This is a genomic window from Nocardia yamanashiensis (assembly GCF_021183565.1).
In the GTDB taxonomy this organism is placed as follows: Bacteria; Actinomycetota; Actinomycetes; order Mycobacteriales; family Mycobacteriaceae; genus Nocardia; species Nocardia yamanashiensis.
The window spans coordinates 2,658,781-2,682,198 of record NZ_CP089226.1 but is presented as its reverse complement, the minus strand read 5'-3'; the positions used below and the strand labels follow the sequence as shown (position 1 = coordinate 2,682,198).

Annotated in this window: 24 protein-coding genes; 9 read left to right on the top strand and 15 right to left on the bottom strand. The window is 66.2% G+C overall.

Translation table 11 applies throughout. The annotated features are described in order from the left end of the window. Positions 1–46 precede the first annotated feature (46 nt). The gene (locus LTV02_RS13025; RefSeq protein WP_233040256.1) at positions 47–556 is read right to left on the bottom strand and encodes a TetR/AcrR family transcriptional regulator; all 510 of its coding nucleotides are present in this window, start codon (positions 554–556) and stop codon (positions 47–49) included. Between the two features lie 164 nt (positions 557–720). Here LTV02_RS13025 and LTV02_RS13020 point away from each other — a divergent pair, with 164 nt between their 5' ends. After that, entirely contained in the window at positions 721–1,440 is a 720-nt protein-coding gene (locus tag LTV02_RS13020) for an alpha/beta fold hydrolase (protein ID WP_233040255.1), read from the top strand. A gap of 414 nt (positions 1,441–1,854) precedes the next feature. Here the strand turns inward: LTV02_RS13020 and LTV02_RS13015 are convergent, their stop codons facing one another. The 6 genes from LTV02_RS13015 to LTV02_RS12985 all read right to left on the bottom strand — a co-directional run bounded on the left by LTV02_RS13015 (position 1,855) and on the right by LTV02_RS12985 (position 6,760). Further along, entirely contained in the window at positions 1,855–2,199 is a 345-nt protein-coding gene (locus LTV02_RS13015) for a nuclear transport factor 2 family protein (protein ID WP_233040254.1), read from the bottom strand. Positions 2,200–2,234: 35 nt separating this feature from the next. After that, positions 2,235–2,576: a nuclear transport factor 2 family protein gene (locus LTV02_RS13010; RefSeq protein WP_233040253.1), complete on the bottom strand. Its 342-nt coding sequence runs from the start codon at positions 2,574–2,576 to the stop codon at positions 2,235–2,237. A gap of 740 nt (positions 2,577–3,316) precedes the next feature. Continuing rightward, positions 3,317–3,976 carry a TetR/AcrR family transcriptional regulator gene (locus tag LTV02_RS13000; RefSeq protein ID WP_233040252.1) on the bottom strand — a complete coding sequence of 220 codons (660 nt, stop codon included), beginning with the start codon at positions 3,974–3,976 and terminating at the stop codon, positions 3,317–3,319. 75 nt (positions 3,977–4,051) lie between these two features. Then, a complete protein-coding gene (locus LTV02_RS12995) occupies positions 4,052–5,362 on the bottom strand; it encodes an FAD-binding oxidoreductase (protein WP_233040251.1) in 1,311 nt (436 codons plus the stop codon). Positions 5,363–5,475: 113 nt separating this feature from the next. Beyond that, positions 5,476–6,270: a hypothetical protein gene (locus LTV02_RS12990; protein WP_233040250.1), complete on the bottom strand. Its 795-nt coding sequence runs from the start codon at positions 6,268–6,270 to the stop codon at positions 5,476–5,478. Positions 6,271–6,328: 58 nt separating this feature from the next. Next, complete coding sequence (locus LTV02_RS12985) at positions 6,329–6,760, bottom strand: response regulator (RefSeq protein ID WP_233040249.1); 432 nt, start codon at positions 6,758–6,760, stop codon at positions 6,329–6,331. Positions 6,761–7,164: 404 nt separating this feature from the next. Between LTV02_RS12985 and LTV02_RS12980 the strand changes: the two genes are divergently transcribed. From LTV02_RS12980 to LTV02_RS12970, 3 genes are read left to right on the top strand one after another with little or no spacing between them, the layout of a single operon-like run. After that, positions 7,165–7,782, top strand: coding sequence for a DUF4203 domain-containing protein (locus LTV02_RS12980; RefSeq protein WP_233040248.1), 618 nt, complete (start codon positions 7,165–7,167; stop codon positions 7,780–7,782). Positions 7,783–7,791: 9 nt separating this feature from the next. Further along, a complete protein-coding gene (locus tag LTV02_RS12975; protein WP_233040247.1) occupies positions 7,792–8,757 on the top strand; it encodes a DUF389 domain-containing protein in 966 nt (321 codons plus the stop codon). 4 nt (positions 8,758–8,761) lie between these two features. Beyond that, positions 8,762–10,054: a hypothetical protein gene (locus LTV02_RS12970; RefSeq protein WP_233040246.1), complete on the top strand. Its 1,293-nt coding sequence runs from the start codon at positions 8,762–8,764 to the stop codon at positions 10,052–10,054. A gap of 115 nt (positions 10,055–10,169) precedes the next feature. Here the strand turns inward: LTV02_RS12970 and LTV02_RS12965 are convergent, their stop codons facing one another. The 5 genes from LTV02_RS12965 to LTV02_RS12945 form a co-directional block, all read right to left on the bottom strand. After that, a complete protein-coding gene (locus LTV02_RS12965) occupies positions 10,170–10,652 on the bottom strand; it encodes a hypothetical protein (protein ID WP_233040245.1) in 483 nt (160 codons plus the stop codon). 118 nt (positions 10,653–10,770) lie between these two features. Continuing rightward, positions 10,771–11,502, bottom strand: a complete 732-nt coding sequence (locus tag LTV02_RS12960) for a HalD/BesD family halogenase (RefSeq protein WP_233040244.1) — start codon at positions 11,500–11,502, stop codon at positions 10,771–10,773. Positions 11,503–11,729: 227 nt separating this feature from the next. Further along, complete coding sequence (locus LTV02_RS12955; protein WP_233040243.1) at positions 11,730–13,235, bottom strand: patatin-like phospholipase family protein; 1,506 nt, start codon at positions 13,233–13,235, stop codon at positions 11,730–11,732. Next, positions 13,232–14,287: a lysophospholipid acyltransferase family protein gene (locus LTV02_RS12950; protein ID WP_233040242.1), complete on the bottom strand. Its 1,056-nt coding sequence runs from the start codon at positions 14,285–14,287 to the stop codon at positions 13,232–13,234. Before LTV02_RS12950 ends, LTV02_RS12955 begins: the two co-directional genes overlap by 4 nt. After that, positions 14,287–15,870, bottom strand: coding sequence for a lipase family protein (locus LTV02_RS12945; RefSeq protein ID WP_233040241.1), 1,584 nt, complete (start codon positions 15,868–15,870; stop codon positions 14,287–14,289). The genes LTV02_RS12950 and LTV02_RS12945 overlap by 1 nt, the downstream gene beginning before the upstream one ends. Before the next feature lie 208 nt (positions 15,871–16,078). Here LTV02_RS12945 and LTV02_RS12940 point away from each other — a divergent pair, with 208 nt between their 5' ends. After that, positions 16,079–16,867 (top strand): SDR family NAD(P)-dependent oxidoreductase, encoded by a 789-nt coding sequence (locus tag LTV02_RS12940; protein WP_233040240.1) that lies wholly within the window; start codon positions 16,079–16,081, stop codon positions 16,865–16,867. Positions 16,868–17,392: 525 nt separating this feature from the next. Here the strand turns inward: LTV02_RS12940 and LTV02_RS12935 are convergent. After that, on the bottom strand, positions 17,393–17,812 hold the full coding sequence (locus tag LTV02_RS12935) for an Hsp20/alpha crystallin family protein (protein WP_233040239.1): 420 nt from the start codon (positions 17,810–17,812) through the stop codon (positions 17,393–17,395). Positions 17,813–18,398: 586 nt separating this feature from the next. Here LTV02_RS12935 and LTV02_RS12930 point away from each other — a divergent pair. Next, complete coding sequence (locus LTV02_RS12930; RefSeq protein ID WP_408639358.1) at positions 18,399–18,764, top strand: helix-turn-helix domain-containing protein; 366 nt, start codon at positions 18,399–18,401, stop codon at positions 18,762–18,764. Between the two features lie 624 nt (positions 18,765–19,388). Here the strand turns inward: LTV02_RS12930 and LTV02_RS12925 are convergent. Continuing rightward, a complete protein-coding gene (locus LTV02_RS12925; RefSeq protein ID WP_233040238.1) occupies positions 19,389–19,694 on the bottom strand; it encodes a hypothetical protein in 306 nt (101 codons plus the stop codon). A 380-nt stretch (positions 19,695–20,074) separates the two neighbouring features. On the opposite strand from LTV02_RS12925, the gene LTV02_RS12920 reads away from it, so the two are divergent. Together LTV02_RS12920 and LTV02_RS12915 are read left to right on the top strand one after the other, a co-directional pair. Then, complete coding sequence (locus tag LTV02_RS12920; protein WP_233040237.1) at positions 20,075–20,986, top strand: helix-turn-helix domain-containing protein; 912 nt, start codon at positions 20,075–20,077, stop codon at positions 20,984–20,986. After that, positions 20,976–21,176 (top strand): DUF397 domain-containing protein, encoded by a 201-nt coding sequence (locus LTV02_RS12915; protein ID WP_233040236.1) that lies wholly within the window; start codon positions 20,976–20,978, stop codon positions 21,174–21,176. Before LTV02_RS12920 ends, LTV02_RS12915 begins: the two co-directional genes overlap by 11 nt. Positions 21,177–21,188: 12 nt before the next feature. Here the strand turns inward: LTV02_RS12915 and LTV02_RS12910 are convergent, their stop codons facing one another. Further along, positions 21,189–21,980, bottom strand: coding sequence for an SAM-dependent methyltransferase (locus tag LTV02_RS12910; RefSeq protein WP_233040235.1), 792 nt, complete (start codon positions 21,978–21,980; stop codon positions 21,189–21,191). A 148-nt stretch (positions 21,981–22,128) separates the two neighbouring features. On the opposite strand from LTV02_RS12910, the gene LTV02_RS12905 reads away from it, so the two are divergent. After that, on the top strand, positions 22,129–23,388 hold the full coding sequence (locus LTV02_RS12905; RefSeq protein WP_233040234.1) for an amidohydrolase: 1,260 nt from the start codon (positions 22,129–22,131) through the stop codon (positions 23,386–23,388). The last annotated feature ends 30 nt before the right edge of the window (positions 23,389–23,418 follow it).

The window sequence follows — 23,418 nt, the reverse complement described above, 5'->3', positions numbered from 1 at the left end:
TGATGCGGGTTGGAACGGGAGCGTGCAGGTCGGCAGGTGCCAGTACTCAAGATGTTTCGGTGCCCGATAGAACGAGATCGACTATGCCGCGCAGGTATTCGGGAGACGCGGCCTCGCCTCGCAGGAGTATGCGGAACCAGATCGAGCCGGCCAATGTGTCCATGATCGCTGCGGGGTCTGCGGACCCGGAAAGTTCTCCGCGTTGGACCGCCCGTTCGAACATGGGCCGTTCCCGTTCCAGACGACCGGCGAAGAAGGCGCGGCTGATCGTTGCCAGCTGTGGTCTCCCTGGCGCGGCGGCAAGTACGGCGGTCGCGATGGGGGCAGTCGTCTCGTCGGTGAGCAGATGACGGATCCCTGTCGCTACCGCCAGCAGGTCCTCACGCAGATTTCCGGTGTCGGGAACCGTGAAGCTCAGCAGATCGGAATCGTTCAGCGCGGCCGCAAGTAGTGCGTCTTTCGAAGGCCACCAGCGGTAGAGAGTCGTCTTGTTCACGCCCGACCGCGTTGCGACCGCCTCCATCGTCAGGCCCTCATAGCCCTCGGCGGACAGCAAGCTCAGCGCAGCCGCGAAGATCTCCCGCGCTCTCCGGGGCCCGTTCTCAGCTCGGCGGTCCAATCTCTCCACCTGGCCAACAATACAACGCAACGTGGCGTTGCATATCACCGACGAGGCGGCTAGATTGCAACGCAACGTTGCGTTGCAATCTAGGAGTGAGCATGTCCCCCATTCCCGTCGTTCTCGTCCATGGCATCCGACTCAGCGGCACCTGCTGGCCCGCGGTCGCCGAACGGCTGACCGTCGAGCGCCAGGTTGCCACGGTCGACCTGCCGGGCCACGGGAGTCGTCGAGGCGAACGGTTCACCCTGGACGCGGCGATTACCGCGATCCACGACGGCCTCGACAGCGTCGGTGGCCGCGCAGTGCTGGTGGGACACTCCTTGGGCGGCTTCACCAGTGCCGCTGCTGCGGCCACGGACCCGACTCGGGTAGCGGGATTGATCGTCGCCGGAGCCAGTTGCCCGCCCAATCGAATGCTGGCAATGCCCTTCAAGGCCATGCACACAGCGTTGTCGACGCGCCCCGACGGCGGTGACCGAATCAGCCGCCGAGTCTTTGAAAAGGTGCTGCCCCTGCGAGTGGCGAACGATATCGAACGCGGCGGCATCGCCACCGAGGTGATCCCCGATGTCGTTGCCGCGCTTGGAGATTTCGACCTGGCAGCCAGCCTGCGGGCATTTCCAGGAAAGGTATGGCTCATCAACGGCGCGCACGATCACTTCCGTATCGGTGAGCGTCGAACGCTGGCCGCCTGCACGCAAGGCCGACTACTGGTTGTTCCCCGCGCCGGGCACTACCTCCCACTCGCTATGCCCGCGGAGTTCTCCGAACTGATTCTGGACATAGCCGCCGCCTGCCAAAATCGATCGGCGGTTTGACCAGCCCCTCAAGCCGAGCCTGCAAAGCAACTCGAATCGGCTCCAGTCGCACCGTCCGGGAACGTACTACATTGCCGCGAGCCGCGCGGTTCGAACGGTCAAACAGTCGGCCCGAAGATCAACGGGCCGACCGCCTTCGGTCTCCGATAGGTCCTGCCTCAGTCCGCCCCGGCATCCTGCACTGCCATGGTTTGCGGCTTGATAACGCGCCCTTCGGAGTCGCACAATCGCGACCTAAATGCCTTGGAACGTTTGGTTCTCGATCATGTGAGGGTCGTTCAGCGTGAACGAGTTCTCGAACTGACGAGCACTGGACAGCATCAGATCTCCAGTTACCCGTGCGAGCGCAGGGATGCCGTTGCCGAGTTCAACCCCAACATCGATGACCCCGGTAATGTTTGGCGTGAAGGGGGGTCACGTCGTGTATTTGGCGGCGAAGGTGTGGGCGACCTTCTTGCCGTCGCGGACGATGATGGTGTCGCAGGCGTATTCGGCGATGCCGCCCTGCCATTCGCAGAACGCGACGTCGCCTTCGACTTTGATGTGGTCGAGGTCGACGGCGGCGCGGACGTCGTCGGGGAAATAGGTGCCGAAGACCTCGGAGTAGAAGGGGCGGATGGCGTCCTTGCCGGCGAAGATGCCGGCGGCATTGACCAGGACGCCGTCCTCGGCCCAGTCGGCCATCACGGCGTCGATATCGCCCGCCCGCCACGCCTTCAAGTGGCGTTCGAGCACCGCTCGGGTTTCGTCGGTGGACATGCCGGTCTCCTCTCGGAACAAGTTACGGGAGTGGGTTATTCGTAGACGGCAGCGAAAGTCTCGACCCATTTCAGGCCGTCCTTGACAACCATGGTGTCGGCGGCGTACTTGATGCCCGGACCCGACCATTCACTGAACACGGCATCACCCTCGTACTGCTGTTTGTCGAACACCAGCCCGGCCCGCACATCGTCGGGCAGGACGTTGGCGAAGACATAGGCGTAGAAATCGCGAATATTGTCCAGACCCTTAACGATTCCGCTGCCGCTGATCATGAAGCCGTCGGGGTGGAAGTCCTTCATGAGGCCATCGAGATCGCCGGTCTTCCAGTATTCGAGGTGCTGCTGGAACAGTTCCTTGGTGCGTTCGCTGCTCATCGGAACTCCTCAGTGATCGGGGGAACGAAATGGTTCGCATTCACCGTGCAACCTGAACAGCACTCGAGGTCCAGCGAATCATGATATGTCATGACGAACGTCACCGGGCCTCTCGTCAGCGCTTTCGCCCCACGGTCGGCGGGGTGCTCATCGGCAGGTGGATGGTGCTGGCTGCCCGGCTAGGCGGTCGTGCATCCAGGTCGTGGTGTTGGTGAAGAAGGTTGGCGGTATGGCCGAGGATCGACCCCGGCAGGAGTGTCGGCAGTGGGGATTCGATGAGTTGCACGCTCGCGCCCGCCGCGCACCAGCGCTGGGTGAGGGAGCGGGTCGGGGACGGCGGGAACGATGTCGTCGTTGTCCCCGGTGACGAGGGTGATCGGGACCGTCGGGGTGCGATTGCCGAGGGTGAGGCCGGTGAGGATCGATGCTATGACCGGGTCGCTGGTCAGGACCTGGGACAGTGGTCGTCCGGATCGATGCCGCGACTGAGCCGTACGGAAAGCCACGCCCAGACTCGGGCACAGCTGCTCGCCACAGCCCGGCGACTGTTCTTCGACGACGGCTACCACCAGAGACCCCACCCAACGCGCCGAACTCGCCACCCGCCTCGACACCCTGGTGAACACCATCGCCACGGTGGCCACCGAACTCGGCGACCGTGAATCTCGGCTCCCCGCACGCGAAACCGCGACCGCCCCTGCTCGCACTCGGTGTCGGGCTCGGACTGTCGCCGTCCCGTCCTAGGGCTGGAGCACCCCGGCCACCCGCAGCGCGGCCGTCGCATTGTCTTCGCCGATCTGCGCCGGGGTGCGCCGGTAGCCGGGCTGATACCAGCGCGCGGTGTCGACACACAGCGAGGTCAGGGCGAGGGTGGTCGCGCCGGGATCGGCGACATCGAAGTCACCGGTGCCGGCGCCCTCGGTCACCAGCGCGGCCATGATCTCGTAGATGGCCTGCTGAATCTGGGTCACCTCAGTCCGATGCTCGGGCGTCAGGTCCGTCAGATGATGCAGCACGATCCGCACCGTGGCCGCATGCTCGGCGTGCCACACCGTCAGATCCCGCACCATCGCCGCCAACCGCTCCACCGGCGTCCCCGGCGCGGTCGCGGCGGCGCTCACCACGTTATGGGTCAGCCGCACCGACGACACCGAGATCTGATGCAGCACTTCCTCTTTCGATCCAAAGTGCACATACAGCCCGGCCGGACTCAGCCCCGCCCGTGCCGCGATATCCCGCGTCGTCGTCGCATGGAACCCCCGTTCGGCGAAGGCATCGAGCGCAGCCAGGAAAATGCGGCGCTGCCCCTCGGGGAAGCGGCGCTGCGTACGTTCCAGGTTCGCCATGGCGGTGGCGAGCGCGCCGTGGGCGGCGGGCTGCGGGATGTCGTCGGTACCCATCGAATCAGTATTGCGCAGCGGCACATTGGGGCATCGGGTGGTGGGCGTTAAGTGATCACCGAATGCGCCGGGTGGTCAGGCGTGCACGGGGAAATTGGCGCGGATGACGTTGTTCGGGTCACGGTGGCGCTTGATCTGCTGGAGCCGGTCCAGGGTCTGCGGGTCGAAGGCCGCGGCGGCGGACTCGCCGGGTGCGAGGAAGGTGTACGGCTTGGCGCCAGTCAGGTGCGAACCCAGCGCATCGTTGATCTCGCCGAATCGGGTGTCGACCGCCTCGCGCAGGTGCGGCAGCCCGAGGCCCAGCAAGTAGAGCGCATACGGCTCGGTGACCGGACCGCGCGCGCCACCACCGGCCGACGGTCGGGCCAGGGCGCCGCCCAGCGCGCGGATCTGGATATTGAGCAATGGGGCGACCGGCTCGTCGATAAGCGTCTTGACCACCGCATCGCCGAGATTGGTGAGGAGTTCGCCGCGGGAGAGGGACGGGCTGGGGTCGGTGGGCTCGGCCGTGATCCGCCCGATCTCGGCAGGAGTGAGAAGACCACGGGAATCGGCCACGATGCCGCCGAGCGCATCGAGACGAGCCGTCAGCCGACGGCCCTCCGCCGGATCGCCGAGATAGGCGAAATCGATCGCGACGGTCGGGGCGGCACCGGGAATCTGATACCGCTGCAACCACACCGACAGCTCCTCCGGCGCCCCGGTGGTCAGCTCGACGAACAGGTCGAACACTTCACGCGCACGCTCGGCCGCCCACATCATCCGGCCGCCGTAGAGCTGGGGGAGTGGGAACAGTTCGAATTCCAGGGCCGTCACGATCGCGAAATCGCCGCCGCCCCCGCGCAGCGCCCAGAACAGCAACGGATCGGACTCGGCGGTGACTCGCTGTGGCTTGCCGGCGGCATCGACGACCTCCATCGCGCGCACCGCGTCCGCGGCCCAGCCGTATTTCCTTGCGAACCAGCCGAATCCGCCGCCCAGCGTGTACCCGGTCACGCCCACCACAGGATTGCTGCCGGCCAGCCCGGTCAGCCCATGCGCGGCCGCTGCGGCCTGCACCCGCCCCCACTGCACGCCACTGCCGACCCGGGCGATCCGGCGCTCGGCATCGATCTCCACGCCGTCGAAATGCTTGGTGCGCACCAGGATCGCACCGTCGATATCGCCGGTCGCGCCGTGCCCGGTGGGCTGGGTGACCACCACGTGGCCCGCGGCAGCCGCGTATTCCAGCACCGCCGCCACATCCCGCGCGTCGGCGGGCTCGACCACGGCCGCGACCGACTGCGCCACCGCGGTATTCCACGGCTGCGCGGCCGGCTCGAAGTCCGCGTCACCGGGCAGCAGTACCCCGCCGCGGACGCTGGTGCGCAGGTCGTCGATGGTCATCCTCAGCCTCGTTCTCTCGAGTAGCGGAACCTAGTTGCTGAGTTGACGATGCAGGAACGAAAAGTGTGACACCGATGCCCGACGTCGCCTGATGGCAGGCGCGCTCGCCCTGCCTAGGACTCGTCCGACCGAACGGCGGCAGGGGAGGGTGTTGCGCCTCGCAACCTCTCATCTGGCGGGAACTGTCCGGTGGTCAGATAAGTCACCCAATCGTGCGAGCCGAAGACGCAGTTGCCCGAGCGGACCGTCGCGAACTCGGCCGCCACGAACCGCACCGCTCGCCAGAGCGCGGGATCGGTGTCGCCGTTGGGCCGCAAGGTCACGCTGCCATCGGAGTGCCGGGTACAGAACACGCCATAGTCGGTCTCCGCCAATCGATCCCGGGCCTGCAGGAAGCAGCCGTCGATATCCGAGCCGGGTTCGCGTGGCGTCGGGGCGGCGAGCATCCGCCACACCACGGGTGCGCCCAGCGCGGTGCTCACCGCCGCGGACCAGAATCGATCGTCGTGGCGATCATCGGTGGTGACGGTGAATTCGTCGGATACCCACGGCTCGGTGCGCCGGCGTTCTGTCCGCACTCGCTGAACCGTCACCGCCTCGGCAACCAGGCACCCGTCATAGAGCCGAATAACCAAGCGGCCGTTCGCATCCGCCTGGGCATCCTCGATCCGATGTTCGCTTTGCGGGCTCTCGGGAGCGTCGAACTCCAAGGGTGCCTCGGCGACGAGTTCGTACACATCGACAACCGACACATCCCCCGGCCGCAACCCCCGCTCGACGTACTCGTCGAACCTGAGCGTCACCGCACCATCGCTCGACTGCTCCACCACCGTCGGAACGCCGTCGTCGAACTCGTAGTGCTCGTTCAGCCACGCGTCGAGGGCGGTGATGTCGGAAATCCGGACCATCGAACGATTTTGCGCTACCGCACGCACAGGCCAGTCGTCAGCGCGGTCGATGCTCCGGTCAGGCCGACAACCGCGGGGTCAGGCACGCACGGACACGATCGAGCAACTCGGTGGTCCGGAACGGTTTGGGCAGATAACCGAACGCTCCCGCCGCGAACAGCTCGCGAATCTCCTCCGGGTCGCCATCGAGCGAGAACGCGATCACCGGAACCTGGACTTCTTGCCGCAGCACCCGGCACAACCGTGTCCCCGAAACGTCCGGCAACGCCAGCTCCAGCAGCACAAGATCGGGACTCCACCGCCGGGAAACAGCCACCGCCTGCTCCCCGCTGGGCGCAACCCGCACCTCATGCCCCGCTTTGCCCAGCACGAGCGCCGCGATCTCCGCCATGGCCGGATTGCTGTCCACAACGAGAACCCGGCTCGGCCGCTCGCCGACACGCTCGGTGGCGATCGTCGATTTCTTTGTCGAATAAGGAAGTTGGCTCATGGCAGATCCTTCGCAAGCGGGTCCCCCGACCCTGTTCATCCGCGCCGCGACGAGCTGAGAATGGTGGCGGTGCCGCATTCACAATGCCGGTACCGCGAGCTACGGAACATAAAACTACGTCACTCCGCAATCTCCTAGCAATGGGATTGGGGAGAGTTTTCACGCAGTCAACACAATCGCGCCTATTCCGTGACCTCCAGGTCTCGACCGCATAACCCTCGATCAGCCGCTTCCTCATCAGCCACTCCCGGCACGCAAACGACTTTGGCGCTTGTCGGATCTCACCCGAAGGGTGTGAGGCGCCGGCGGTCGGTACCCCGTAGCGTCGGCCGGTCGGTAGTCGCTCATCAGCCGTACGGCCCGCGACCGACGGGTTCGCAGCTCGACTGGCGAGAGGAACGCACGTGAACGGTATCGTGGTCGCCCTGGTCGGGGCGCTGCTGTGCTTCTATGGGATCCGGTCGGTGCACCTCGGGATCCTCGCGATCGGATTCGGCCTCGGCTGGATGATCGCCGACCTTTTCAACGCCTCGTTCTCCTGGCTGATCCTGATCGGCCTGATCGGCGCGGTGTCCTCGTGGGTGGTCACCTCGCTGGTCTTCCGGTTCGCCTCCTACTTCATAGGCGGCCTCACCGGCGCGATGATCGGCACGAAACTGGCCACCGTGCTGCAGCCCGGCGACAAGAACTTCGCGTTGAGCATGATCGTCGCGCTCGCGGTGTGCGTGGCGGGTGCGTTCCTGGCCGAGAAGTTCCGGGCCCGCGCGCTGCTGTGGCTGACCTCGATCGGCGGCGCCAGCATGGTGCTCAGCGGGCTCGGGCGGATGAGTGATTCCCTTGCCTTCCTACGCAATCCCGACCCTGGGATACAGCAGGTCACCGTCACCCTGGCCTGGATCGGTCTGTCGGTGCTGGGCTGGATCACCCAGCGTCACCTGTTCGCCGAGAAACTCGGCATCCAGCATCTGGCGGGCAAAGACGCCGACATGAGCCGCGCGAACGGCGGCTGGCCCTCAGGTTAAGGAGCGGTCATGGGAGTGCTCGCACCCGAGAGTCAGCGCCGGACTCTCGATGAGCTGGTGGATCGGCTCGACCTGGGTAGCGGTGATACCGGCGCCAAACGCTCCGCCTTCTGGATCATGCTCGTGCTGTCGAGCGTGATCGCCGTATCGGGGGTGGTGGGCGATTCCACCGCCACCGTGATCGGCGCGATGATCGTCGCGCCGCTGTCGGTGCCGATCCTGGGTGTCGCGCTGGGCATCGCGACCGGGCGCGGGTCGCTGATCGCCCGCAGCCTGCTGCTGGTCGCCACCGGCATCGTGCTGGTGGTGACGATCGGCTTCCTGGTCGCGAAACTGCTACCCAATCCCGCCGATGTACTCACCAATTCTCAAGTGGCAGGGCGTACTTCACCGAAACTGATGGACCTGACAGCCGCGTTCGCCACCGGGCTCGTCGGTGTGATCGCGATAATCCGCCGCGATGTCGGCGATGTGCTGCCCGGTGTCGCGATCGCGATCTCCCTGGTGCCGCCACTGGGCGTCGTGGGGGTCTGCCTCGGTTCGAACGCACCCGCGCTCGCACTGGGAGCGTTCGTCCTGTTCGCCTCCAACATGGTGGCCATGATCGTCACGGCCACAGCGGTTTTCATCGCCACCGGGTTCGCCCGCGAGGCAGGTGCGGGCGCCGCGAAACACGGACGCGCGTACGCGGTGCTCGCGGCAGCGCTGCTCCTGGTGGCGATCCCGATGGTCGTGAACTCCCTATCCACCCTCTGGGCCGATCAAATCGCCGAAGCCACCCGATCCTGGCTCAGCGGCGTCCAGGGCGCCGAGGTCACCCAGGTGACACTGAACAGCGACAAAGCCACCATCGAGATATTCGGGCCCTCCGACCTCCCGCCCGTGGGCGAATTACAAAGCCGCGTAGACGATCTCGTGCCATGGAACCCCCGGGTGGTGATCGTCCACACGGTCGGCAGCCGGATCGGCAACTGACCCGATGAACCCGCGAGACGACCCCCAGGACCGCGCCGGCGCCCTCGATCCGGACGAACGCGAAGAACTCACCCGCCTGCGCAGAGAACTCGCAACCCGCCGCACCGGCCGAACCACCCTGCGCTGGTCCCTCACTCTCGTCTCAGTGATCCTGGTCGGCGTACTCGCCCTGGCCTCGGTCCTGGCGCGATTCCTCCACGGCGAACTGCTCGACACCGACCGCTACGTCCAGACCGTCGCCCCACTGAGCGCCGACCCGACCCTGCTCGCCGCACTCACCGACCGGATCACCACGACCATCATGGCCCGCCTCGACGTCGAAACCGTTACCGCACAAGCCTTACGGGCCATCGCCGAAGACTCCCCACGCGTACCTCCGGCCGTCGTCGGCCTGGCCCCGGTCATCGAGCAACAAGCACACGACTTCGTCCACGAAACCACCGAATCCGTATTGAACTCGGACGAATTCACCACCCTGTGGACCCAAGCCAACCGCCAGGCGCACCAAGCGCTCGTCACGATGTTGACCGGCGACACGCGCGAAGCCATCGACATGAACGACACCGGCACTGTCTCGATATCCCTCGCCCCCACCATCGACCGCGTCCGCACCGCCCTGACCGATCGCGGCTTCACCTTCGCCGAACGCGTACCCACAATCGACGAGTCGTTCGTCCTGTTCGAATCCCCGCAACTGGTCAAGGCGCAACGCTGGGCATCGATCCTCGACCGCGCCGCCGACCTGCTGCCGTGGATCACCACGCTGCTCGCCGTCATCGCGGTATGGGCCGCACCGAAAGGCGGTCGCCGCCGGGCCTTTTCGTGGACAGGCGCGGCCCTGGCGGTGGCCATGGTGATACTCGCCGCCACCATCGGCATCGCACGATCGGCCTACCTACACGCGCTACCCGCCGACGCGCTCTCCCCATCAGTGGCCGCAGTCATGATCGATGCGTTCCTGGAACCGCTACGCACCACGCTCCGTGCGGTTTTCACTCTGGGCGTGGTGATCGCGCTCATCGGATTCCTCAGCGGACCCTCCGCATCCGCGACCGCGGTTCGCGCCCAATACAACCGTGCACTCGCCGCGATACGAGCGCGTCGCACCGACCGAAACCCGCTCGCAATCGAATCCGCCGTGGCCCGCTTTCGTAGCCCACTCCGAATTCTCGTCATTACCGCGGCAGCGGTCACGCTCATAGCGTGGCGCTACCCGACGGGATCGGTGGTCGTCGTGACGGTCCTCGTCACCGCTGCCGCTCTACTCGTTGTGGAATTGCTGGCCGCACTGGGCTGAGCGCAGATCGAGTTGCCGCTTACGGCCAGGCGAAGGCACATCGGTAAGGGCGTGATCAGCAACTGCACCTTCGCGGTCACCGACTGCCAAGCCATTTGCGAATGAACACCGTCGGTCAGGCGCGGGTGGATCCGGCCGGCCAGACGACATCGACCGGGACTCCTTTGCTCTGGGCGAATTCGACCACCGTGCCGGTGCCGCCTTGCTCGCTGGGTTTGCCGTCCCACACCGCGATGAGACGGTCGCTCGATCCCACGAGCGATTCATTGGCCGCCTCGTATGCTTCGGCACCGGCAACGTCGAAATCCAGAACGTTCACTACGTCCGCTCGGGCGAGCAGCGCGTCGAATTGTTCGGCGTGGTCGGGCTTCACCTTGCGTTCGCGGTAGCTCCGGCAGGGCAATACCACTTCGAGCCGGCCGCCGAGGTCGAGGACGGCCTGTGCGAAGACGCTGTCTGCACCGCGAGCGATGCAGCTGATGCCGACGAGTTCGCTGGAAGGTCCTGCGGCAGCCAGCATCCGGGTGATCTCGTCGTAAACCAGCACCGCTGTGTCCGCGGTGATGTTCATATGGCCGGCGACACCGATACGAGTCATGCTCACTTCATACCGTCACCTTGACCAGAACGCGGTCCGAGGTCGTCTGCTCGACCGTTGTGAGTGTCTCTTCTCCGAGTCGGCACGCTTCGTCGATCTCGCCCGGCGTTCGACGTTCTCACGTCGCTTCCCACAGCGCGTCCATGGTTTCGTGGCTGATCGGCTTGGTCAGGTCGGCCTGGGACGCGTAGGCCATGTTGACGATCAGGCGACGGCCGGCCCGTAGTGGATAGACCCGGTGCAAGGTGGTGTCGGTGCGCATCAGGTATAGATCGCCGGGTTTCAACTCCACGGAATGGATCGGGTTGCCGATGAATTGGCGGGCCAGGCATGGATCGTTCTTGTCCCACACCGTGTTCGGTACGAACTGTACGAAGCCGCCGTCTTCGGCGGGCGGGCATTCGAGCACCCAGACGAGGGCGAAACTGTAGTCGTCCCAGTGCCATCCGTGAGTATCACCGGCGGCGATCAATTCGGTGATCACGTACTGCTCCGGCTGGTATGGGCACGGTAGCACTGGCTCGCCGGCGATTGTGGCGAGTGCTTCGCGCAGACAGGCGGCCTCGTAGAGCGCGGGCAGTACACGGCCGTGCGCGTGGATCGCGTGGCGGCGCACGTTGCGCATATGTCGGGCGGTGTTCCCGGTTTCGGTGAATCGCAGATCGCGCCGGACGCCGTGGGCGGCGGCCAATAGCTCGGCCTCCTGTCGCACCTGTGTGATCGCCGACTCTGGAACCAGGAAACCAACGCTGGCGAGACCGCGCTCTCCGAATTGCCGCCGAACATCATCGGAGCGCTTGGAGGTCGTGGGGTCGTCGAGGTGGGTCAGGAGATCGTCGAGCACATTCATTGGGACGACTCCCACCGATCTTCGGCGAACCTCGGATGCACCCGATGCCCGTCGAGTCCAGATTTATTGGTCACCAACAAGATTCGACGGTACCGCGCCGATCGGCGTCGCGCAGAGGGTTCACCGAACTGCGTGAACGACCGGAAGACGTTGATCTATATCGGTAGTCAGCCCGCGCCGACACCGCGAGGCAGCCGGGGATGCCGTAGCGATCCAGGCGTGCTTGGTCAATGGACGCTGCCGGGTTCGAGCCGTCCGAACAGTAGATTGCCCGCTGCTCCGGGTTCGTCGGTGGTGAAGTAGTCGCGGAACGCCTCGTCGAGTTCGTCGAAGCTCAGTACGCCGTCGTTGTTGGTGTCCAGACGTAGTGCGGCGGTGCCGATCTCGTCGCGGCCGACGCCGAAGGCGGTCAGCAGGGTGGCGAGTTCGACGGTGTTGAGGACAGAGTCGCGGTCGTGGTCGGCGGCGGTGAGGATGGCGGCGACGGCGGGCAGGACGGTGGCGTCGTAGGCGGCGGGGTTCGTGGAGAGTGCGCCGAGTGCGTGCACGAAATCGTCTGCGGTCATGGGGGTTTCGAGGGTGACGCCGGCGGTGCGGCAGAGTCCGGTCCACAGGTCGGCGAAGGTGGTGCGCAGGCGTCGGCCGGTGTGGCTGTCGACGGGGTGGCCGAAGGCGAGGCAGACACGGTCGGCGACCGCGCTGTAGTCGGCGGCGTCGATGCGGCCGTCGCGGTCGGTGTCGAGGAGTTCGAAGAACTTCGCCAGTTTCGCTCGGACGAAGTCGGAAGCCAGGGGTGGCCGGTGCGGTGCGAAGCGGATGGTGTGATCGGCGCTCGAACGAGTTCTGGTGCGGGAGCGGATGGTTGCGGTCTTGCGGTCGGCGGGTGCCTCGAGATAGTCGATGGTGCTGCGGTAGCCGGCGGTGACGCGGCGTTCGAAGACCTCGAGTTGTTCGGTGACGGTGGTGTAGAGGCCGGTGTCGGGCGGTTCGAGCAGGTCTTCGCCGGTCGGCAGCAGGTGCACGGTGACCCCGGTGGGCCGCATATTGATCACCTGGCCGAGGCGGTGGCGGCGCGAGACCTCGAAGACGGTCTGGCCCAGCTGCCACGGCAGTCGTGGCGCCCGCAGCGGCAGTTCGCGCTGGCGCAGGCGCAGCACGTAGATGTCGGTCGCTCCGTAGGAAACAGCACGGGTCAGCGGCACGGTTTCCACGACGCCGCCGTCGATGTAATGTTCCTCGCCGATCGCGATCGGCGGCCACAGCCCTGGAATGCAGCTCGAGGCCAGCAACGCGGGAATCAAAGGGCCGTGGTCGAAATAGCGTGCGGTCGAACGTTCGATGGACGCGGCGACACATTGGAACGCGATATCGAGATCTTCGATGAGGGTGTGTGCCCCGACATGGCGTTCGAGTACCGATCGCAGCGCGTCCTGGGTGGCCAGTGCGGGGCGCAACCGGACCAGGTTGGACAGCAGTGCGCGCACCGGGACGCCCATCACTTTGCGGGTGAGCGCTTCGTGCCAGAAGTCGGTGAGCGCGTCGATGGCGTCACGGGACCCGTACGTCGCCAGTATCGCGCCCTGGATGGAGCCGACGGAGGTGCCGATCACCAGGTCGGGGGTGATGCCGTGTTCGTCGAGGGCGCGCAGCATGCCGACCTGGTAGCCGCCGAGCAGACCGCCGCCGCCCAGGACGAACGCGGTGCCCGGCGTGGCCGAGAAGGTGTCGCTCATGACTGCTCCAGGGCGGAAAGAGTCGAATTCGATTGCGTGTGAACCGATCCCGTGCCGGTCCAGATGACGGTGGTCGAATCGCGCCGTGGACGACCGCGAACCGCGCCGATCCAGGAATCGACCTCGTACCAGCGGTCGTTGAGCCACTGCGCGAACTGCTCGCGATCGCGCGGCACGTCCTGGGCGTGGGTGTGCCACCAGGTGTAATGCACTGTGCCGGTGTGGATCAGCGGATAGTCGAGCTGACCGTCGAGCCCCGAGAGGTCTTCCAGTCCGGTCTGGGCCAGGATCAGTACGTCGGCGTGCGGTGCGGCTTCGACCAATGCCCAGGCGCCGGCGGGATGAGCCGGCAGGACGTGTCGGCAGCGCTGGGCCTGATGGGCCAGCCGGTGCCGTCCTCGATCGCGCAGCGCCGAGATCGCGGCACGGCGGCGGGTGGCGGTGTAGTTGGCGCCCTCCGGGAAGATCAGCAGCGCGTCCGAGGGCATCGCGCCCGCGGCTTGGCCGCGCATGCAACTCGCAGCCGCCGCTCTGCCGCGCTTGTTCCCGAATCGGAACAGCCGCACCCCGGAACCGAGATAGGAACGCCGAAGCCCGGGTGTGAGCGCCGACGTGGTTTTGGCGACGCAGTAGATGTCGCGGCCGAGGTCGGTGTCGATGAGGTGGGCGACCAGTGGGCTGTTGAACATCCCGGCGTGGCGGGCCAGCACGATCAAGGGCCGGTCCCGTGCCACCGTCGGTTGCTGGTCCGGTACCAGCCGCAAACCCGCCAGGGCGAAACCCCAGCGGCGCAGTCGCCGGTTCTGTACGGCCAGCAGGTCGCATCCGCCAGGGCGGCCGGGACGGCGCTCGGTGACGCCGATCTCGCCGAGTACCTCGAAGACCACGAGGAAGACCGCCGCCAGCAGGAGCAATCGCGCGCGGGCACGCAGCCGGTCCGGCGTGCCGGGCAAGTGCACAATCGCCTTGGCGCACAGCAGAACCGGTGCCGCCAGCAGCAGTAGCAGAGAACCCAGAGCGGCCGATACCGGGTGCAGCAGTCGCAGAATCATCAGAACCGCCCGAAGAGCCAGGCACCGGGCTGATCCGCGGTGGGATTCAGGCAGAACTCGCGGATGGCGGTGACGAGTTCGTCGGTGGTGATGGTCCCAGAGCGGTCGAGGTCGAGCCGGTCGAAAATCGCGGACGCTTCCAGGGGTGTTTGCTCGCACCCGACGAGCAGGCGAACCAGTTCCTCGCGATCGAGCACCCCGTTGCGGTCGGCGTCGGCCAGCTCGAGGACCGCGTGCGCCAGTGGTGCGATATCGGCATCGAATGCGTCGTTGTCCCAGTGCGTGTCGAGCCAGGCGCGAAACTCCGCCTCGGTGATCCGCCCGTCGCGGTTGGCGTCGGCCCGCTCGGCCATCGACCGCCACAGCGCGCGGTATCCGGCCCGGACGGCCAGTGCCCGGGGCGAGCCCGGGGGTTCGCCGTACGCTTGGGCCAGCCGCAGTGCGAAGGCGTCGAAATCGTCGACGGTCAGATAGCCGTCGCCGGTGATGTCCATGAGGCTGAACCCGTGCCCGGGCGTCTGCGGGGCGGTGGTCATCCGCTGGCCGACCCAGTCGTGCAGTTCGGGCGTGGCCGACAGCATGCCGGTGTGATCTGCTCCCGCGCAGGTGATTTGGCTGATGTCGGAGCCCGCGCGCCGGGCGGCGGCGACGAAGCGCTCCACCGCGGCCATCGGCAACACCGCGTCGGCGGTGCCCGCCGCGAGCAGCACCGGCCGGTCGAATCGGGCGGCGGGGACTCGGCAGGCGGTGAGCATGTCCGCCACGCCGGGCCGCCGGATCAGCGCGGTGGTGCCGATGTCGGCATTGGTCAAAACCGTGACCGCGTAATGGATATCGCGCACCGGGGCATGTTCGGCGAGTCCGATCAGCCGCTGCCCGAGGCCGGTCATGAACTCCTCGGTCGCCAAGCCGCGGGTGATGCGCAGCCCGGCCAGCAGATAGGGCAGGAACAGCGTGACCGGCGCGGCGTCGGCCTCGGTTTGCAAGTCCACGATCAGCGGCAGTTCCACCGGCGGAGCCAACGCCACCGTGCCCCGGAAGTCGAGATCCGGGGCGTACTTGGTGGCCATCAGACCCGCGAACAGCGCGGCATGCCCGCCCTGGGAGAAACCGACCGCGACCCAGCGCGGATCCAGCCGGTGCCCGAGCCCGCGCGCGGCGCGCACGATATCGACCACGTCGTCCGCGGCGGCCTCACCGTTGAAATACGGGTGCGGCCCGGGGGAGGCCAGCCCCTCGTAGTCGGTGACCGTCACGCAGTGACCGGCGGCCAGCCACCCGGCCACATGACGGCTTTCCGGCCGGGACAACCCGGCGATCGACGGTGCCGTGTGATCGGCCAGCCCGGTGGTGCCGTGCGCATAACTGATCACCGTCCAGCCATCGGCGGGTGGTTCGCCTTCGGGAACGAACACCGACCCGGACACGATCCGGCCCGTGCCGTCATAGCCGATGCCCTGATACCAGACCCGATAGCCCGCACCGGTGTGCTCGGGCCACAACGCGGCCGGCAGTTCCTCGCTGCGCACCAGCGTCCCCGCCTGAAAAGCACTGTCCAGCAATGATTCTTCCGCCGTGATCATCGTCCGCTCCGTCCAGAGGCCGGTTCATGTGATGTCGCTAGCTGGCCGAACCGTGAGTGAGGTAGTTACCCCGACACGTTGTCGCTGCACTGCATGGCGATGGGTTCCGAAGAGCGTTTGGCGCCACTCACGCTAGCATCCATGCAGCAAACATTTAGATGGTTGTTCTGATTCGTGTGCTGGAAGGCCGGCGGAGGGAGTGTCGCTCGTGAACATTGATCTGAGTGGGAAGACCGCGTTGGTCACCGGTTCTACGCAGGGCATCGGGCTGGCCATTGCCGCAGGTCTGGCCCGTAGCGGTGCCAGGGTCGCCGTCAATGGGCGCACTGCCGACCGGGTCGAGGCGGCGGTCGCCGAATTGCGTTCGGCGGGTGGGGAAGTGCTCGGCGTGGCAGCCGATGTCGCGACCGCCGAGGGCGTCGATCAGCTGGTGGGCGAGCTGCCCGAGGTGGATATCCTGGTCAACAATCTGGGCATCTTCGGGGCGGTCCCGGCGCGCGAGATCACCGATGCGCAGTGGCGCACCTACTTCGAGGTCAATGTTCTCGCCGCGGCCCGTCTCATTCGGACCTACCTGCCGGGCATGATCGATCGGGGCTGGGGTCGCGCTCTGCAGATCGCCAGCGACTCGGCGATCGTCATCCCCGAGGAGATGATCCATTACGGGGTGTCCAAGACTGCGCTGCTGGCGCTTTCACGCGGTTTCGCCAAAGACGCCGCTGGGACGGGAGTCACGGTCAACGCTGTGATTGCCGGGCCGACCCACACCGCCGGGGTGGAGGATTTCGTCTATCAGTTGGTGGATCGCGCGCTGCCGTGGGATCAGGCGCAGCGTGAATTCATGCGCCTGCATCGCCCGCAATCGTTGATCCAGCGGCTCATCGAACCGGATGAGATCGCCAATATGGTCGTCTACCTCAGCTCCCCGTTCGCCTCGGCGACCACCGGGGGCGCGCTGCGCGTCGACGGCGGCTACGTCGATTCGATTCTGCCGTAGCGACTCGCTTTCACTGAGTCTCGGCGTCGCCGGGGGCGTGCGCGAGGGGAGTACTCGGGCCCACATGTGTTGCCTGTCGACAGGCGGTGCACTGACCGCCGGAGTGTGTTCCGGCAAGGGGTACAGGTGCTCGAGAGTGCGGTTTTCAGGGCCGAGACTCTTTGGCACGCACGCCAACCGGAGACTGGGCTCGTGCTGGAACGGGCATCACCTCCTGACTGTGTGTTCCTTCGGATCGATACCGTGAGCCTGGGCGGGTCGCGGCCACCGCGGCCGTCCGCCACGGGAATCCGGCCACCCGGACCGCGTACCGGCTTCTGAATCAGAGGCCGATCTCGCAAGGGCCGGGGTGCCGGTCGTGGGCCGGGCGGCCGGCACACCGCGGCCCGCAGAATGTCCTCGACCTCGGCGAACAACTCCTCGACGTCCGGATCGAGCGCGAGCAGTCGTTCGTCGAGCCACGAGAGCGACTCGGTGCGTGTGCCGGTCTCCGCCACCATGATCGGAACCCCCTCGGCGCAGATGTCAGGCGTTGATGGCCTGACGCTCCTCGGCGCGGGTGATCTCGATCTTGCGGGGCTTGGCCTGCTCGGCGACCGGGATCGACAGCCGCAGCACGCCTTCGCGGTACTCGGCGCGAATCCGATCGGTGTCGAGGTTCTCACCCAGAAACAACTGCCGCGAGAACACCCCGTGGGGGCGTTCGGCGGCGAGCATCGACCGGCCCGGATCCAGTTCCGGGCGAGTCGCTTTGACCGTGACTACGTTGCGCTCGACGTCCAGGTCGAGGGAATCGGGGTCGATGCCGGGCAGATCGAGTTCGACGAAGAATTCGTCCCCGTCTCGCCAAGCGTCCATCGGCATCGCGGCCGGCCGCGCCGGGGTGCCGAACACGGCTTGGGTTAAGCGATCCAGTTCACGGAAGGGATCGGTGCGCATCAGCATGGTCGTCACCTCCAACTAGCATCATTCTCTGTCGAAGGAAGATCAGATAATCTATGTCATCTAACATAGATAAGTTTTAGCACTCAACATAGGAATGTGCAAGAGTCGGTTCTCGGCGGCTGCTCTGGAGTGGTAGGTGAAGCAGTCTGAGCCGACGCCAATTCGATGATGCAGCGGTCCGGAAATCTGTAGTGCAGGCTATAGACATTCCCTTGGCGGTTGTGTAATTTCACTGTCGTTGAAGTGAGAGATCGAAGGACTGGGTAGGTGAACTACCTGGTATGCGGTACCCCTCGCCCTTGCCGGGGCAGGCGTGAGTCCGGCTGGCTTTCTGGCTGCCCGACCGCCCCCGGCAAGGGCGAGGCACAGCGACGAAGAGACCTGAAGGCAAGTTCCATACGAATTGGAGGTGGTGCCACTGATTAGCCGACACCCTGCTTCGCGACTCGCGCCTCCCCGGGCGCGGTGTACGCCATCGGCCCATGGAGGCCGGTGAACAGTTCGACCCTTTCGTATACGTAGTTTCCAGGCCCCGGCGCACCCGCGCCGGGGCCTCCCGTCGTTTCAAATTCCCCTGAGAGGTGTTGTGCAGCAACCGGATACGAACCCCACCCCCGGCACCGGCGGGGTGGACAGGCTCGACGACGAGGATTTCCCCGCCTACAGCATGGGTCGCGCGGCGGAGATCCTCGGCGTCACGCAGGCATTCCTGCGGTCCCTCGACAATGCTCGATTGCTGACCCCGCAGCGTTCCGAAGGCGGCCATCGCCGCTACTCGCGCTATCAGCTGCGCATCGCCGCGCGGGTGCGCGAGCTGGTCGACGCCGGCAATTCCCTGGACGGGGCGTGCCGGATCGTGATTCTGGAAGACCAGCTCGCCGAGGCTCAAGCCCTCAACGCCACCCTGCAGCACGCCCTCGACGCGCACGGATCACCCGATCAGCCACGCTGAGTCCAGGCGGGCAGGCACTACGGCGGCTGGACGAGGGTATCTCCATTGAAAAATGTAGATTTCCGCGACAGCTGCGGTAGCGGGACGCGGTCCTATCGCGAGGACGGCCGAGCTCTTCCTCCGGCGGGACGGCCCACCGGACCGGCGGCGGGATGAGGATCGAACGCGCCGCTGTTCGAGTCCTCTTGCGGTGTGGGCACAGCGGAGAATATCGGTCGGTGGTCGGTGGGCGCGGCAATGTGTGAACTATCGACGGCGGGGTCTTCGTGACTGAACAGTCGGGGCCCGGCGCATGGTGGCTGACTCAAAGGTGTTCTCCAGGTTGTCGATTGGTGTGCCCGGACATTCGGGCCGATCAGAGTCGCCGGCAGCGTGGGCAATTCGGCGGCAGCAAGACCGTCAGGCTCATCGGAATTCATCTCGCGAGCCTCCGTGCGTATGTCGGAATCGATCTCGTTACGCGTCGGCATGCGTGTTGCCGCGACCTCAAATGTTCCTTTCCTGGAACTGCTGACAGGGTCGACAGCTGGATCGAACATCGAACCGCACTCAGCTGCCCGGATCGGGCACCTGCGCTCACGCTACGGTAACCCGTCACCCATGTCCAGGAGGGTGGATGACGGTTCAGTTCACCGGCGTTGCGTGGTTGCGGATTACCTGCTCTACGGGTTGATTCGCACCCGGTGTCCCGAATGGTTCCGCGCCGTCGAGGATTTCGTCCAGGATCGCCGCGTGGTCGAGGGTGGCTGGGATTCGATGGGTTTCCCTGGCGCTCACGATGACCGCGAGCAGGACCGCGGCGTAGACGCGGGAGCGCGGTACCGTCAGGCGCAGGCCGCACTGTTCGGCCGCGCGGATTCGCGTCTCCACGGTGTCGAGGACATCCTGGATGACTTGCAGCTCGATCCCGGCGGGGTCATCGTGCGGCATGGCGGCCCGCCAATCGCATTGTGCTGTCGCCGAAGAGGGCCACTTCGAGTGCCGCCAGGGCATATCGCCATGAGTTGCGCCGGAGCTTGCGATGCGGAGCGGGACGCCGGCGTGCCCGCCTGCCGCCCGGGTTGTGCGACCGATCGGCCTCGATGCGACCGATGATGGATTGAACCGACCACGGGTTGTCGCCGGACATTTGCGATCTCCTCCCTGCCGCTGTTGTGACATCAGCACACCACCGCCGAGGAAGCGGTTCGAGAGAAATCGGGTACCCGATCGAAAGTCACCCGAAAGGCCAGGGCTCTGCCCGATAATGCTCTACGCAGCACCCGATTTCGTGACCCGATCCACCCGGTTTCGACGATGAGGAAGTCGGTATGGCCAGCGATGATGATGCAGACCCGGTGGGCGCTGCGGCGGGTTCCACCTTGCCGAGGCGGCAACTCGGCCGGTTTTTACGGGAATGCCGGGATGCCAACGGATTCACGATCGCGGCGGCCGCCAAGCTGTCCGACCTGTCGGCGTCGGCGCTGCAGCGGATCGAGGCCGGGCAAACGCAAAAGGTGCGTAAGCAGGATGTGCGTGCCCTGTGTGAGATCTACGGAGTCGGCGCTGCCGAGCTTCGGGCCGCTATCGACCTCGCGACGATCGCGCGCACCCAGAGCTGGTATCACGCCTACGGCGGGCTGTACTCGGACGCGTTCAACATGTACACCGGTCTCGAGGCCGCCGCGCGCCGGCTGATCACCTACCACGAACATGTTCCGGGGCTCTTGCAGACAGCCGAGTACGCCAGGGCTGTGATCGGTGCCTACCCGGGGTTCACCAGCAACAGCGATATCGACCGCCGGGTCGAGCATCGAATGAAGCGGCAGGCCATAGTGACTCGCAAGACGCGGCCCATCGAATTGGAGGTGCTGCTGCACGAGTCGGCGTTGCATCGGGTGATCGGTGGCCGGGCGACTATGGCAGCTCAGTTGCGCCACATCGCCGAGGTATCGAAGCTGCCCAATGTGACGGTCCGGATCCACCCGTTCTCCGCCGGACTGACCTGGGGCATGCCGCGCGGAGCGTTCACACTGCTCGAATTCGATGCCAATGGCGACAACGTCGAGCCGCCCATCGTGTACATCGAAGGCGGTCCGACCCAGGACGTCTATCTGGAAAAGGCCGACGAGGTACGGCTTTACAGTGAGCTGGCGACGGCAATTCGTAGCACCGCGCTCGAGGACGGACCAACCCGCGAGCTGGTTCGTCGAGTCACGAAGGAGTTCGAGTATGACCACTGACCTACCGGGAGCCGTGTGGTTCAAGAGCAGCCACAGCGGCAGCCAGGGGGATTGCGTCGAAGTCGCATGGCTGGCGGGAGGAGTTGTCGGCGTGCGTGATTCGAAGGACCCCGCCGGTCCGCCGCTGCTCTTCACACCCGAGGCATGGGATTCGTTCACCGCCGGCGTCGCCGCGGGCGTCTTGGACTGATTCGCGGGTCGGTCAGGGTTTGCGGGCTACGCCGCTGTAGCAGGAGACCTTGGCGTCGAAGGAGGGGGAGAAGTCGGTGGTCTCTCCGGCGCGCCAGCGGTGGGGCGGCACGACGCCCGGGTCGAGCAGCTCCAGGCCGGCGAACCAGGAGGTGACCTCGTCGCGGGTGCGGACCTGGGCGGGGAGGTTGCGGACGCGGTAGACGTCCTGGGCGCGCAGGACCGCGTCGGGGGCGAAATCGGCTGTGATGGTGCAGATTGCGAGGTAGGAGCCGGGAGCGAGGGCGTCGAGGAAGGCCGACAGGATGGCGGGGACGTCGGCCTCCACGAAATGCAGCAGGGCGATCATGCTCAAGCCGACCGGTTGGCTCAGGTCGAGGAAATCGCTCAGTTCCGGCGGTTTCAGGATGGAGCCGGGATCGGTGACATCGCCGTAGATATAGGTGGTGGCGCCGAGCTCGGTGCCCGTCATGTAGGCGCGGGCATGCGCCAGCACCAGCGGATCATTGTCCACGTACACGACTTTCGCGTCGGGGGCCGTCGCCTGCGCGATCTGGTGCAGGTTGGGTTCGGTCGGAATCCCGGTGCCGATATCGAGGAACTGCCGGATGCCGCTCTCGGCCAGGAATCGCGTACTGCGCTGCATGAACTGGCGATTGACCCGCGCCGCGACCCGAATGTCCGGCCACACCTTCAGGATCTCCTCCGCGGCCTGGCGATCGGCCTCGTAGTTGTCCTTGCCGCCGAGGAAGTAGTCGTAGACCCGAGAGGTGTGGGGCTGATCCGTCGCGAGATCCGTGTTCATCCCATCACCGTTTCGATCGTCTGAAAAGCACATGAGTTATCGCACAGCGTAGTCCTCGGTGCGAAGGTACCGACAGGTTTCGCGAAGGCATGCGACGGAAAACCGGGAAACTGTTCTGTTCCAGCCGGCGCGGTGGATCATTGACAGGGTGCCGCCGATCAGCAATCGCGTCGCCCGGGTCAGCAGCGATCTCGCGGAACTGTACCGGGACCTGCACGCCCATCCGGAACTCTCGTTCGCCGAACACCGCACCGCGGCGCTGGTCGCCCGGCGCGCGAAGGCGCTCGGCTACGAGGTGGTCGAGGGCGTCGGCCGGACGGGGGTGGTCGCCCGGCTGGCGAACGGGCCCGGTCCGCGGATCTTGTTGCGCGCGGACATGGACGCGCTGCCGGTCGGCGAGCAAACCGGATTGCCGTACGCCTCGGTCGCCACCGATCCGGAGGGGCGGCCGCTCATGCATGCCTGCGGGCACGACATGCACACCGTCTGCCTGCTCGGCGCGCTCGAGCGGCTGGCGTCGTTCCGGGAGCGCTGGTCCGGGACCGTGCTGGGCGTGTTCCAGCCGGCCGAGGAGATCGGCGCGGGCGCCCAGGCCATGGTCGACGACGGGCTGTTCGAGCGTTTCGGGCGGCCGGAGATCGTACTGGCCCAGCATGTCCTGCCGATTCCGGTGGGCACCGTGGCGACGCGTGCCGGTGCGATCCTCTCGGCGAACGACAGTCTGCTGATCACCTTGCACGGGCGCGGCGGGCACGGTTCGCGGCCCGAGACGACGGTCGACCCGATCGTGCTGGCCGCGGCGACCGTGCTGCGCCTGCAGACCATCGTGTCCCGGGAGGTCGCCGCCACGGACCAGGCGGTCGTCACCGTGGGCACCCTGCACGCGGGCACGAAGGAGAACATCATCGCCGACGAGGCCCGGCTCGGCCTCAGCGTCCGCACGTATTCACCCGAAGTGCGAACCCGCGTACTCGCGGCGGTGCGGCGGATCGTGCGCGCGGAAGCCGAAGCCGCGGGCGCGGATCGGATGCCGACGATCGAAGAGCTGACCCGGCTGCCCATCACCGTGAACGATCCGGTCGCGCTGGAGCGGACCCGGGCCGCGCTGTGCGCCGCGCTCGGTGCGGAGCAGGTCCGGGAAATGGGGGCATTCCCCGCCAGCGAGGATGTCGGGGTTCTGGCCGAGGCCGCGGGCGCGCCGCTGTCGTTCTGGTTCTTCGGGGGTGCCGATCCGGCGAAAGTCGCGGCGGCACAACAGCGGGGCACCGTCGAGCTCGATATTCCGATGAACCACTCGCCGCACTTCGCGCCGCTCGCCGAACCGGCGCTCGCCTGTGGCATCACCGCGTTCACGGCGGCTGCGATGGCGTGGCTCGGTACCGGCCGCGCCGGCGACGACTCGAGGTGATCCGGGCCGACCGTATTCGGCCAATTTCAT